At 67.2% G+C, this 13,201-nt stretch carries 10 protein-coding genes and 1 tRNA gene; 8 read left to right on the top strand and 3 right to left on the bottom strand.

Annotated features, from left to right (window positions below; translation table 11 throughout):
* Positions 1 to 64 precede the first annotated feature (64 nt).
* From ABT254_RS24900 to ABT254_RS24880, 5 genes are all read left to right on the top strand, one after another.
* Entirely contained in the window at positions 65 to 994 is a 930-nt protein-coding gene (locus ABT254_RS24900; RefSeq protein ID WP_351474129.1) for a pseudouridine-5'-phosphate glycosidase, read from the top strand.
* A complete protein-coding gene (locus ABT254_RS24895) occupies positions 991 to 1,728 on the top strand; it encodes an HAD family hydrolase (RefSeq protein ID WP_351474030.1) in 738 nt (245 codons plus the stop codon). Before ABT254_RS24900 ends, ABT254_RS24895 begins: the two co-directional genes overlap by 4 nt.
* The gene (locus ABT254_RS24890) at positions 1,725 to 2,672 is read left to right on the top strand and encodes an EamA family transporter (protein ID WP_351474027.1); all 948 of its coding nucleotides are present in this window, start codon (positions 1,725 to 1,727) and stop codon (positions 2,670 to 2,672) included. The genes ABT254_RS24895 and ABT254_RS24890 overlap by 4 nt, the downstream gene beginning before the upstream one ends.
* Positions 2,608 to 3,402: a cupin domain-containing protein gene (locus tag ABT254_RS24885; RefSeq protein ID WP_351474024.1), complete on the top strand. Its 795-nt coding sequence runs from the start codon at positions 2,608 to 2,610 to the stop codon at positions 3,400 to 3,402. Before ABT254_RS24890 ends, ABT254_RS24885 begins: the two co-directional genes overlap by 65 nt.
* 104 nt (positions 3,403 to 3,506) lie before the next feature.
* Positions 3,507 to 4,223 (top strand): DsbA family oxidoreductase, encoded by a 717-nt coding sequence (locus ABT254_RS24880; protein ID WP_351474021.1) that lies wholly within the window; start codon positions 3,507 to 3,509, stop codon positions 4,221 to 4,223.
* A 118-nt stretch (positions 4,224 to 4,341) separates the two neighbouring features.
* Here the strand turns inward: ABT254_RS24880 and ABT254_RS24875 are convergent, their stop codons facing one another.
* Positions 4,342 to 4,908 carry a Uma2 family endonuclease gene (locus tag ABT254_RS24875; RefSeq protein ID WP_351474018.1) on the bottom strand — a complete coding sequence of 189 codons (567 nt, stop codon included), beginning with the start codon at positions 4,906 to 4,908 and terminating at the stop codon, positions 4,342 to 4,344.
* A gap of 736 nt (positions 4,909 to 5,644) precedes the next feature.
* Between ABT254_RS24875 and chvE the strand changes: the two genes are divergently transcribed.
* Positions 5,645 to 6,730: a multiple monosaccharide ABC transporter substrate-binding protein gene (chvE, locus tag ABT254_RS24870; RefSeq protein ID WP_351474015.1), complete on the top strand. Its 1,086-nt coding sequence runs from the start codon at positions 5,645 to 5,647 to the stop codon at positions 6,728 to 6,730.
* Between the two features lie 454 nt (positions 6,731 to 7,184).
* On the opposite strand, the gene ABT254_RS24865 is transcribed toward chvE, so the two are convergent.
* Both ABT254_RS24865 and ABT254_RS24860 read right to left on the bottom strand, forming a co-directional pair.
* Positions 7,185 to 7,257, bottom strand: a tRNA-Arg gene (locus ABT254_RS24865).
* Positions 7,258 to 7,820: 563 nt separating this feature from the next.
* Complete coding sequence (locus ABT254_RS24860; RefSeq protein ID WP_351474126.1) at positions 7,821 to 8,018, bottom strand: integrase core domain-containing protein; 198 nt, start codon at positions 8,016 to 8,018, stop codon at positions 7,821 to 7,823.
* 674 nt (positions 8,019 to 8,692) lie between these two features.
* Here ABT254_RS24860 and ABT254_RS24855 point away from each other — a divergent pair.
* Complete coding sequence (locus ABT254_RS24855) at positions 8,693 to 9,952, top strand: MFS transporter (RefSeq protein ID WP_351474012.1); 1,260 nt, start codon at positions 8,693 to 8,695, stop codon at positions 9,950 to 9,952.
* Positions 9,953 to 11,371: 1,419 nt separating this feature from the next.
* Positions 11,372 to 12,835: a helix-turn-helix domain-containing protein gene (locus tag ABT254_RS24850; RefSeq protein WP_351474009.1), complete on the top strand. Its 1,464-nt coding sequence runs from the start codon at positions 11,372 to 11,374 to the stop codon at positions 12,833 to 12,835.
* Positions 12,836 to 13,201: the final 366 nt, after the last annotated feature.

Here is a 13,201-nt window from a genome sequence, read left to right as displayed (position 1 = left end):
GTCCGCGCATCCTCGTCACCGACACCGCGACGAGAGGAGGGACCAGGTGCATCCCCTGGTCGATATGCACAGCGAGGTACGTGAAGCCCTGCACGAAGGGCTGCCGGTGGTCGCCCTCGAGTCCGCCGTCATCGCACACGGCCTTCCCTACCCGGGCAATGTCGAGACCGCCCTCGCCATCGAGAAGGCCGTGCGCGAGGCGGGCGCCGTTCCCGCCACCATCGGGATCGCCGGCGGCCGCTTCTCGGTCGGAATGGACCGCGAGGAGATCGAACGCTTCGCGACGGAGCGTCAGGTCGCGAAGGTGAGCAGCCGGGACATCGGGCCTGCGATCGCCGGCGGCGGCTACGGCGCGACCACCGTCGCCTCCGCCCTGGTCGCCGCCGACCTCGCCGGCATCCCCGTCTTCTCCACCGCGGGAATCGGCGGCGTGCACCGCGGTGCCCCCGAGACCTTCGACATCTCCGCGGACCTGGTCCAGTTCACCCGCAGCAAGGTGGCGGTCGTCTGCGCCGGGGCGAAGAGCATCCTGTGCCTGAAGCTGACCCTGGAGTACCTGGAGACCCTGGGCGTCCCCGTCATCGGCTACCGCTGCGACGACTTCCCGGCCTTCTACTGCCGTTCGAGCGGCCTGCGCAACCCGCAGCGCCTGGACGACATGGCCGCCGTCGCCCGGGCCCTGGAGGCGCACTGGAGCCTCGGGCTGCCGGGCGGAGCCCTGGTCACCACGCCGATCGACGAGGAACACGCGCTCGACCCCGACGAGATCGAGCGGGTGCTGCACCAGGCGCTCGCGGACGCCGAACGCGAGGGGGTGAGCGGGCCGAGGACCACCCCGTACCTGATGAAGGCACTCTCCCGTGCCACCGGGGGCCGCACCGCCGAGGCCAACCGCGCGGTGCTGATCAGCACCGCCCGACGGGCCGGCGAACTCGCCGTCGCTCTCGCCGACGCGCGCCGCGCACGCGGCGACGTCATGGGGGCGGACCGGTGAACGGGCCACTGCGGGCCGTCGTGTTCGACCTGGACGGCACCCTTGCCGACACCCCGGCGGCCATCCGCCGGCTGCTCGTCCGGGTCTGCGCCGAGCACGGCCGGACGGTCGCACCCGAGGAGGCTGCGCCCACCGTGGGCATCCCGCTGGAGCAGGCGTTCGGCCGGCTGCTCGGCACGGCACCCGACGACCCGCGGACCGGCCGCGCCGTGGCGCGGTACCGGGAGCTGTTCGACGCCGAGGTGCTCGGAACGGGCACACGCCTGCTCCACGCCGGAGTCCCCGAGGGCCTGGCCCGGTTGCGCAAGGCGGGCATCGCGCTGGCCGTCGCCACCGCCAAGGTGTCCCGCAGCGCCCACGCGCTCCTGGACGCCCTGCACATCGGCGCGTACTTCCCCGTGGTCATCGGCCACGACATGGTGAGCCGGGGCAAACCCCACCCGGAGTCGGGTCTGGCGGCGGCGCACGCCCTCGGCGTCCCGCCGGACGGCTGCGCGTACGTCGGCGACACCGTGGGCGACATGCGGATGGCCGTAGCGGCCGGCATGCGCCCGGTGGCGGTCACCTACGGGGTGGGCAGCCGTGACGCGTTGGCGGCGGTCCCGGGGACGACGGTGTGCGACACGTTCCCGGACGTGGTGGCGCACCTGCTCGAGGCCGTGCCGACGCGCCCCGCACCCGAGGACGGCTCCACCGGGGCGCCCGCCGTGCTCCTGCCGGGCGGTGCCCGGTGAAGACGTACCTCACGGACGCCGCGCTGGCCGCGCTCGCACCGTTGGTCTGGGGGAGCACCTACCTGGTCACCACCGAATTCCTGCCCGCGGACCGCCCGTTGCTCGCTGCCACGATCCGTGCCCTGCCGTCCGGGCTGCTGCTGGTCCTCGCGGCCCGCCGCCTGCCGCGGGGGACGTGGATCTGGCGGTCCGCCGTGCTGGGCGTGTGCAACATCGGCGCGTTCTTCGCTCTGCTCTTCGTCGCCGCGTACCACCTCCCCGGCGGTATCGCCGCGCTGATCGGCTCGCTCCAGCCGCTGATCGTCCTGGGGCTGGCCGCCGTGCTGCTGCGCGACCGGGTCCAGGGCCGGCACCTGGTGGCCTGTCTGCTCGGCACGGCGGGCGTGGGCCTGCTGGTCTCGGCGTCCGCCACCACCCTCGACCCCGTGGGGGTCGCCGCCGCGCTGGGCGGGGCCTGCTGCATGGCCCTGGGCATCGTCCTCACCAAACGCTGGGGCCGCCCGCCGCGGGTCGGCCTGATGGCCTTCACCGGCTGGCAGCTCACCATGGGCGGGCTGTTCCTGCTGCCGCTCACCCTGCTGTTCGAGGGGCTTCCCGGTCGCGTCACGACCACCAACCTCATGGGGTACGGCTACCTGTGCCTGGTCGGTGCCGTCGTCGCCTACGCCGTCTGGTTCCGCGGCGTCGAACGGCTGCCGGCCGTGGCGGTGTCCTTCCTGGGCCTGTTCAGCCCGGTCGTCGCCGCCCTGCTCGGCCTGATCGTGCTCGGACAGCACATGACCCCTCTCCAAGTGGTCGGAGCCGCCGCCGTGCTGGCCGGAATCGTCTTCGCCCAGTTGCCCCCCTCTGCCACCGCACGACTCCACCGAAAGGGAGAACATGAGCACCAGGACCGCCCAGGGCTGTGTCGTCAAGGCGGACGAGATGGAGTTCCGTCTGCTTGACGGGTGCCGGGTCGCCACTGCGGTCGGCCCCCACCTCGGTGCGCGGATCGTCCGGCTCGACGTGGTGAAGGTCCCCGCCGCAGCGGTATGGCGGCCCCCGTCCTCGGCAGGCGAGGAGAACGTCGTGGTCGTCTTCGAGGGCTCCGGCTCCGGCGCCTCCGGCACCGCCCGCGGACGCCTCGGCCGTGCCGACACGGTGTACGCGCCGACCGGTGACCCCTACGAGCTGAGCGCCGACGCCGGCGTGGACCTCACGGCGTACGTGTGGAACACCACGCTGCGCCCGGACCGTGCTCCCGGCACCGATCCCCGCCGGTTCTCGCGCCTGTGGAACGAGGAGACCCAGCTGAAGGGCTTCACCGGCACCGGGCAGAGCGAAGCCTCGGCCAGGACCGCCACCATGAACTTCCTGTTCTGGCCGGGCACCGGTTCGCCCCAACTGTGTCTGCACTGCGGCTTCATGGAGCCCGGCGAGTACTTCAACGTCCACGTCCACCCCGACAGCGAGGAGGCCTTCATCGCCTTCGAGGGCAAGGGCCAGCTCCACCTGGACGGTCAGTGGTACGACGCCGAACCCGGCGACGTGCTGTTCGCCCCGCCCGGTGTGCCGCACGGCACCCGCCACCCCGACGAGGATCCCACCGCACCCCGCTTCGCCACCTGCGGTGGTCCCACCCCGTTCGACCCGGTGCTCTACCAGCGCGCCGGTGTCTCGCCGGAGGTCCGGTGATCTTCCGGCACGCGCAGCACATCTGCGACGTCGGCAGCCCGGCCGCGCCGCCCGGGCTGCGCCCCGCGCTCTCGTGGGCCGCGGCCCGAGGAGGAGACCCTGCCATGAACACCGTGATCGTGTACTCCGACATCGGCTGCCCGTGGGCCTCGCTGGGGCTGTTCAACCTGCGGCGGGCAGCCGCCGAGGAAGGCGTCCGGCTCACCATCGACCACCGGGCGTTCCCCCTGGAACTCTTCAACTCCCGTCCCACGCCCAAGTGGATCCTCGACCCGGAGATCGCCGCCGTGGCCGAACGCGAACCCGCTCTCGGCTGGACAGGATGGCAGGGGCCGGAGTCCGGATACCCGGTGACCATGCTGCCGGCCATGGAGGCGGTCCAGGCGGTGAAGGCCCAGCCCGGACCCCCCGAGGCGGGCCTGGCCGCCTCCGACCAGCTCGACGCGGCCCTCCGTCACGCCTTCTACGCCGAGTCGCGTTGTATCAGCGTCCACTCCGAGATACTCGCGATCGCCGACGACTGCCCCCTGGTCGACACCGGCCACCTCGACACGGCGCTGCGCCGCGGAACGTGCCGCATCGCCATTTTCGACCAGTGGGAGGAATCGAAGGCCCCCGAGGTGACCGGCAGCCCGCACTTCTTCCTTCCCGACGGCACCGGCCTGCACAACCCGGGCATCGTCTTCAGCTGGCCGAAGGACGCCCGGCGACCGCTGATCACGGACTACCGCCCCGCCTTCTGGAGATCCCTGGTCCGGACCCTGCCCGCCCGCACTGCAAGCGCAGGAGCCCTTCCGTCCGCTGGACGGAAGGGCCCCTGACCTGGTGCTTCTCTGTGCACCGGCAGGATGCGAACCTGCGACACCCGCTTTGCCGCCCTGTATCGGGCAGTCCGCTCACGCATCGCTCACGCGTCGCCGACTGCCAGGCAGCGCCTGGTCAGACCTGGCCGAGGTCGACCTCCACCGGGAAGGGGGCCGCGACCTTGAGGACGCCGGTGAAGACGTCTCCGTCGCGGTAGGCCTTCGTCGCGGGGTCGAGAACGTAGGTGTACACGAGAGGAACGCCTGTCACGGCCTGCTCGATCCGCCAGTAGAAGCCGATGCCTGCCTTGGCGTACTGGTCGACCTTCACGATCCGGTCGGTGGTCTCCGAGCCCGGCGACACCACCTCCGCGACCAGCAGCACGTGCTCAGGGCGAGTGGGGGTGATGTCGATCGTGTCCGCGCGGTACACGACGACGTCCGGGCGGCGATTGGTGAGCGGGACGTCCTGAAGCCGGACGTCGAAGTGCGTGTCCGCGTTCCACTCCGGGCCCGCGGCGGCATCCAGGGCGTTCGCCAGAATCCGAGCGAGCCGGTTGTGCCGCTTGGACGCGCTCGGACTCACGACGACCATCCCGTCCACGACCTCGATACCGGCGCACTGCTCCTCGGACCAGGAGTCGTACTCCTCCGCCGTGATCAGCTCATGCATCCATGCCGGGGCCACCATCTCGGATGTCATGAAGCACCTCCCGGACACTGTGCTGCGGGCCCGATCCCGCCTGGATTCAGCGTACTGTCTGCCGTCCTTCCGGCACGCTGATCTCGCTTCACGCTCCCTTCCCGTCGGTCGGCATCCGATCAGCGCGATCTCCCACCTCTTTCTGTAACCGTTCCAGTTCGCCCCGTTGACACCCCGCACACCCGCCCCTAACGTCACGCCAGCATTCCGAACATGTGTCGAGATTTCGAACATTCGAAAGGCGATTGTCCTGTGCATCCCCGGAACCAGCACGCACGTGGCCGGAACGCCGTGGCGAAGCCCGGTGTACGTACAGGGACACACCGGCGACGGGATCGGTGATCTGCGGGACATCGAGGCGCATGAGTACCGACTCGTGCAGCGTGCCGGGCCAACTTGGCCTCAACCACACGAGCGAGCCCGCCGGTTGTTCACTCGCCTTGGAACTTGTGCACCAAGGCCCCCGACGACATCGGCGGCTGCATGCGGATCCACGAGGGCGCCGAGCTGGTCCGCCCCAGCGCACCGCGCTGTCTGAAGTTCGGTCCGTCCAGGGCGCCCGGGGATCCACCCGTACGGCACCCCTCTGCGGGACCTGACTCCGGCACCCCGGGAGTGCGTACGGCGCGTCCGACTCGCTCGCGACTCGCCTGCATGCCGCCCGCCGGCTCCACCGCCCCCGTCGACGCCTGGCCGTCATCCTCCTCAACGACGAGAAGAACAAGGAACGATCACCATGCTCAACCGAAGATCCGCCCTCGCTGGAGCCGCCGGCCTCGCCCTCGCCTTGTCCGCCTGTGACCAGAACAGCGAGAGCAGCTCCGTGCGCAGGTCCGGGCGCGGCACCGTCGGCCTCGCCATGCCGACGCGGGCCTCCGAGCGCTGGCTCACCGACGGCAAGAGCCTCGTCGAGGACCTGAAGGGCAGTGGGTACAAGACCAAGCTGGTCTACGGCGACGACGACCCGAAGGCCCAGGTCTCACAGATCGAGAACCTGATCAAGCAGGGCGTCGACGCACTGATCATCGCGGCCATCGACGCCAGGTCGCTGAACGGCGTGCTTCAACAGGCCGCCGATGCGCAGATTCCGGTGATCTGCTACGACCGGCTCATCCTCGGCACCAAGAACGTCGACTACTACGTCAGCTTCGACAACGAGATGGTCGGCCTGATCCAGGCCCACCACATCATCAAGAAGCTCGGCCTGGAGGACGGCAAGGGTCCGTTCAACATCGAGCTGTTCGCCGGCTCCCCCGACGACAACAACACCAAATACTTCTTCAACGGTTCGATGACGCTCCTGCAGCCGTTTCTGGACAGCAAGCAGTTGGACGTCCCGTCCGGCCAGACCGAACTCAGCAAGATCACCACCCTGCGCTGGGACGGGCCCACCGCGCAAAAGCGCATGAGCGGCCTCCTCACCAAGTGGTACGGCAGCAGGAAGGTCGACGCGGTCCTCTCGCCGTACGACGGCATCTCCAGGGGCGTCCTGTCCGCACTGAAGCAGGACGGCTACGGCTCCGCCGGCAAGCCCCTCCCGGTCATCACTGGTCAGGACGCCGAGCTGCCCTCGGTGAAGTCCATCATCGCGGGCCAGCAGTCCCAGACCGTCTTCAAGGACGTCCGCGACCTCGCAAGAGCCGCCGCAGACATGGCCGACGACATACTCAGCGACAGGGCGCCGTGGGTGGACAACAGAAGTGATTACAACAACGGCGTCAAGGACGTGCCCGCCCGCTTGCTGCAGCCGGTCGACATCGACAGGACCAACTACGAACTTCTGCTCACCGACGGCTACTTCACCGCCGACGAGCTCAAGTAGCAGCACGGCCCCTGCGTGATACGCCGGCACGACGCCCGCCACGGCACTGCCACTCTTCTCCCACCCGTGGCCGGAGTACGCGCCGGCCACGCGGATGAGGACCGTCGGGGACTGCTCGACCTGTACCAGTCCGTCGAGGCGGGCCCCGCCACTGGTTCGGGGATGTCGCGGTGCCGGCGGGCCTCACAGGAAAGGGTGAGGCCCGCGCATGGCTGTGGCGTGGGCTCCTCGACGACGGCACCCGAACCCTCATCACCCAGGGACGTCGGACCGAGGCCCTGACAATCTTCGAAGCTCAGCGAGGCTTGTGCTGACCCGGTCGCAAGAGCCGGCTTCCCGGCCTGAACGGTTGCCCGCCCGCACCGCTCACGCAAACGGCCCCGGACGGGGAGCCCGAGGCCGAACAGAGCGCTTCCCAGGGGAAGAAACCCCAGGTCAGCGGCGTAACGCGTTGTGCCCCCGGCAGGATTCGAACCTGCGACACCCGCTTTAGGAGAGCGGTGCTCTATCCCCTGAGCTACGAAGGCGGGGGCTTGTAGAAAACCTTGCTGAAAATCCAGACAGCGGATCTTCAACCAGGAGCACAAGCCCGCTGGTCAGACATGGCGCGACGTTCTCCACCAGGGAAACCTGGGAGACAACATGGCGCACCAATGTCCGACCAAGGACAGGGTAGCGGATGCGCGCCAGCGAGCGTCCTCCGTATGAGGGCAGGTGGGTGGGGTGGTGAGTGAGCATGCCTCTGACCTGCCGCTTCAGCTGTTCTCGGCGGATGATTGATGGATGGTTAGGGTGCAGAGGCCGAGGCCGGTTGGACCGTTCTGCTTCCCTACGCCAGCTTGTGGGGCTTCTTGGTTCCGCCGCACGTCGTCTGGGACGACAGATCGTCCCCTGTGTGGGGCAGAGGCTCTGCGCGGCACGGAGCAAGCAAGGCCAACACCGGACGACGCTGTGGAGTCACACCGCTCGGTCCTCAAGGTGGGGCACTCCCACGGCCTGCCCGTGAAGAGGACGCACGCCTCACTGCGCGGCGCCGCCGACTGGGCCGTTGATGGTCTCCGCGCTTCTGCCATGCGACGTTCGAACGGGATCAAGTGAGCCCGTCGTCGGCGCCGTGTCTCCGGCGGGTGTTGTAGAAGTCCGCTATCCAGGTCGAGATCTTGATGCGTGCCTCGGCCCGGGTGGTGAAGTACTGCCGGTGAGCGAACTCGACCTTTAGCATCCTGTTGAGCGCCTCCGCGGCGGCGTTGTCCAGTGCGTACCCGATCCGCCCCACAACATGTCGGATGCGACGCCTGTGAAGGTGCGGCCGGACCAGATCCCGGGCGGGCCGCAGACTGCTTCCCTGACCGGGTCAGGCTCCGTTGCCGTTTCGGCCGTCCATTCGACGAGTCTTGCCCGCCACATCACCGCTAGGAGCAGGCCGAGGCAGTCCACGGTCAGGTGCGGCTTGCGCCCGGACAACATGTTCCCGCCGTCCCAACCGGACGCCTCCTTCAAGAGGATCGCCGTCCCCAGCGGCCGCAGATCCACGATCGCCGTAGCCGTCCCGTGGAATGTGAGGCCTGGGCGTTGGGGCCGAGCTCGGTGGCTTGGTCGGTTCGCCTCTGGCATGAGTTTGAGCGGCTCGCCCCTTGAGAAGAAATGTTTGCACAGATATCTTCTCATCATGCCGGAATCACGATCATGTTCGCTGCCTGACCTTCCTGCACCCGCCGACCTGGCTCGACGGCTGCGGCGGCAGGAGCCGACCTGGCGTGAGTCTCACGTCCTAGCCATGCCTGCTGCCTCGGCCACCGAGGTCCGTGCGACCGACGAGGTTTGTGAGGTCGCCCAGGCCGGTGGAGGACGCATCGACCTGCCCTTTCCTCAACACCGAGAATCTTGCCCGTCGTCTCCCCGCAGCCGACGCGTCTCCGCTGCCTCACGCACCTTCCCACTCACGGACTGCGAGGCCGCCTCGTGACTGCGCCGCCTGTACAGGGAGCGGCTCGGCCGCCCTCGCTGTGGCGCAACCGTGAGTTCGTCATCCTGTGGACTGGGCAGGTCGTGTCGACACTGGGTGCTCAGATCAGCGGGACGGCAATGCCGCTACTTGTGCTCGCGACGACCGGATCACCCTCCGACGCCGGGCTGGTTGGGGCCGCTGGCACGCTTCCCCACCTCATCGCTCACCTGCCGGCCGGAGCGTTGGTAGACCGGTGGAACCGGCGCAGAATCCTGCTGATCAGCGAACTCGTTGCCGGACTGGCACTCTTGACCGTCCCATTCGCCATGTGGTCGGACCTGCTCACGGTCGGATACTTGGCCGTCGTCGCCTTCGTGCAGGGAGTCTGCTTCGTCTTCTTCGGGCTGGCCGAGCGGGCCGCCCTCCCGAACATCGTGCCGGTCGGGCTTTTACCCACCGCTGTCGCCCACAACGAGGCCAGAAGCCGTGGTGCAGCCTTGGCCGGTCCTCCCTTGGGCGGCATGCTCTTCGGCATCAACCGAGCCGTGCCCTTTCTGGCCGACGCGATCTCCTACGTCGTCGCCTCCATCGGACTGCTATTCATCCGAAGCGACCTGCAGAACGAGGCGAAGCCACCGTCAGAGACCCTGTGGCAGGCGACCACCGCGGGTCTGCGCTGGGTCTGGCGCCGGCCGCTCATACGTGCCGCGATCTTGCTCATCGCCATGAGCAACCTGGTCTTCCAGGCCCTGACACTGATTCTGGTCGTCCTCGCCGAGGAACGCGGCGCCTCATCCAGCACTGTCGGCATCATGCTCGGCATTTACAGCGGCGGCGGCCTGGTCGGTGCCCTCGCCGCGAGCAAGCTACATGACCACTTCACGCCCAAGGTCGTCATCATCGGAGTCAACTGGATATGGGCCGCGCTCCTACCCCTGTTCGCGCTGCCCTCCAATCCCCTGGCGATTGGTTCCATCGGTGCTGTCTGCGCCTTCATCGGACCGTTGTGGAACGTCGTGATGATCACCTACATGACTGTCCTGGTCCCCGACGAACTGCGGGGGCGCGTGACTAGCGCGGCTATGACCCTCTCCTGGGGGGTCATGCCCCTAGCCTCTCTTGGCGCTGGCTATATGCTCACCCTCCTTGGACCCGTGAGCTCCATATTCGTCCTCACCGCGGTGACACTCGTTGCAGCGATCAGCGCCACCGCCAGCCCGGCAGTCCGGCGTGCCCCATCACTCCCTGAACGCAAGGAGTCGACGCAAGCTTGAACCTCTGACTCCTACCGGGACCGAGTTCGGCGTGCGCAGCGAAGTCGTTTTCGCACCGGCCGATCGGCTCCTTATTGGATGGGGGAACAGTCGACAGCATCTGATTGAACTGCTCTCACTAGGAGTGCTTCAAGAAAACCCAGTGGCCGGTGGTCTTTTGGCTGCGAAGGACGCTGTAGTCGACTGATCCTCTACTTCCCGCTCGTTGAAGGCGTCGGCCTCATCCTCGAGCCCGAAGAGGGTGAGCCTGCGGCGGCGATGGGGTCAGTTCTTCAGAACCCAAGTGCATGGCAGGCCGCATTTTTAGTTTCTTTGCTTGATTATTTTCGGGCCGCTCCCTGTGTGTGTCGGCGAGCGAATCCGCCATGCTATCGAAATGCACGTCTCTGTCATGCGACCGCAGGTTGGAGTGGAGAGAGCAGCAAGTTTCGACCTGTGGCACTGAATAGGTCATCAGCCTCTACATAGAGTTCACACAGGTTTAGAGTCCGCTGTTGCGTGGTGGGCTATTTACTCGATCGATCAAGCGAACCTCAGGGTTCGGCGAATATACTCGACTGATCACAGATCGGTAAAAAGGGGCGATGTGGCGGGTGTAGGCGATTCGATGGAGTATCGATAAAGGCGTGGCATGATTTCGGCCATATGAAAGCGTTTTCTGACGCATCGTCTGTCGGAATCTCGAACCGCCCAAGGTGTGCGAGGGCTTGACGCGGATGGACCGCACCTCGAAAGCGGTTCGTCTACCAGCAAAAATCCCCCCATGCTGTCGAGCTTCAACCGACGGCGGTGGCGAAAGGTACCCGGCCTTGGACCTCCACGTCGAGGGATTCCGAGCCGTGGCGGCGATGGCTGGTGTGGCTTGAAATATACGCACGTTTCCAAGTGGTTCGCGGCCTCCCCTTGACCTCTAATTAAGCCAATGAGAGCGTTCACATGTAGCGGACACGGGGCCACGGGGATCTCATTAAGCCAGTGTTGACCACCAAGTCATACACTGCCGGGATGCCTCGAGGGTGGTCTGCCCGAGCGAGGGAGAGTTCTATGTGGCGGAAGTTCCGTCTTGCCGTCCTTCTAGATTCGTTTGGGATCCCGAGCATGCCGGACCAGCGAAGGGCGGCGAAGCGAATGAACGGCCCGTTAGCTGGGGACAGCCCTGCCGCGCTCAAATGAGGCACCGCTCACAGTCGGTGTCCACGTGCACCGAACCACGAACCGGTCTTCATTGAGGAGTTGCCTCCTTAAGGCAACGTAACCGCCGAAACTATGGGCGGACGGCCGGATGAATCAGGGCGCACGCCGCATTGCATCTCCGACTCTGCCATGCTCAATGGCGTTTCCGAACACCAGAAATGGCGGCCCCTTTGGGGTGCCCGGAGTCTCGGAGTTGGACTGTTTCCAGGAGCTAACGGGGAATTCATGGAACTGGCAAGAGAAATAGCACTGATGAGGAAGCAGAGAGGCTGGACGCAGGAAGAGCTGGCCGAGTACTCAGGGCTCAGCGTCCGCACGATCAGGAACGTCGAACTGGGGCGGGTGCAGAACCCCCGTCAGTCCTCGATCGACCTTTTGATGGAGGCGCTCGGCGTGTCCGCGGAGGCAGTGCGGCGGGCGGACGACGCCCTGGCGGCGGAGCGCTGGCGCGGCCCGCAGTCGCCGAACGCGCCCCTCACCGGTCTCGGTTCGGACTTCGAGCAGCTGGTGCGCACCGTGCGCGCCAATCGGCTGACGACTTTTCACGGGCCCGGCGGCGTCGGGAAGACCCGACTCGCTCTCGCTGTGGCCGAAGAGCTGTCCTCGACATTCCGGGACGGCGTCGTCTTCGTGGAGCTCGGAGACATCCCGAGGGAGCACCCCTTCGGCAACCATCAAACAACCACTGTGCTGCGGCGCGTCTCAGAGCGACTCAGTCGAGCCCCACGCCCTGGGGGCAGTCCGCCGGACGCCGCCGATTCGAAGCGGATAGACGGCAGGGCGGACAACGAACGAGACGACCACCTGCTGCTTGTTCTCGACAACGCCGAGCACGTTCCGGCAGGGACTATCGCGGCGGCCAGAGAACTACTCAGCAGATTCGCTCGAATCCATGTCCTGATCACGGCGCGCCGCCGGCTCACGGAGCGGCTCGGCGTTAACCGTGAGATCCTCCCCCTGTCGGTCGACCACCGGCCTGGCTGCACTGTCTCCTCCGCACCGGCGGTAGAACTCCTGCTGTGGCACGTCGAGTCGGGCTCTCCAGCGGCCGTCGACCTCGTCCGGGATGCCTCACGCCTGGCCGAACTATGCCGCCGGGTGGGCGGTCTGCCTCGCTACCTCGAGTTCGCGGCGGAGCGTCTACGGACCGTGCCGATCGAGCTGTTGCTGACCAACGGGCTCATCATGCAGATGCTCTGGACTCGGGACCACGCCCTCTCGTCCCATCAGCGCTCCGTCGCCGCCAGCATCAGCTGGGACTTGGACCTGCTCACGGACAATCACCGCCGATTGCTAACTCGTTTGGCCACCCTTAGAACTCCCCGGTTCACTGTGGACGACGTGGCGGCGGAATTCGGGGCGCGGGCGACGGCGGTCGGAGGAGCGACGCAGCTTGTGCTGCTTTCCGACCTACTCGACTTGTCCCTTGTCGTGGCCGACTCTGCCGAGCCGTGCGAGTACCGGTTGGCCCCCTATGTCAGAGAGGTGATCAGGCCATCGGAAGAGGAACCGGCTGATCATCACGAAACCGTGAGCGAAGCGTCGAACCCTCTGGTCCGGAGGCGCACATCGTCCGGCATGCCGGCGATCAGGCGGGCCGTACCCGGGGCCCGTTCTTTCGTGGCGGAGACGCCAGGTGTACCGACGTTGGCCGACGCGACCCTGGAGATGGGTGGGGCGGCACGGTGACCATGAGCACTGCAGGCAAAGGACTGACAGCGGCCGACAGCAGATGACCGGATGCCATGGCCTGCGCAGGCACCACTCAGCCCCTCGGCGACGGGGAAGGGAAAACGCGTTGAAGGTACGGGCCTAAGGCTGAGGCCCCAGCACCAGTCCGGGGCGACGCTCCACGGAGCTGGTTCTGGTCCTGACGCCGCGGCCCAGGTCGGAACGCGGCTATGCACGTTCACGTGTACGTCGACACCCTGTGCCTCCGCAAGGCGCGCACGGGATACAGCACGCTGAGTTCGTGACTACAGAGCCGGTATCCACGGACACCGCCGACGTCGCCGCGGAGCCGTTGCTCGCCGGAGTACCGGAATCGTGCACCTG

Source organism: Streptomyces sp. NPDC001137, from assembly GCF_040298885.1.
Classification (GTDB): Bacteria; Actinomycetota; Actinomycetes; order Streptomycetales; family Streptomycetaceae; genus Streptomyces.
This window is presented reverse-complemented; position numbering and strand designations above follow the sequence as displayed.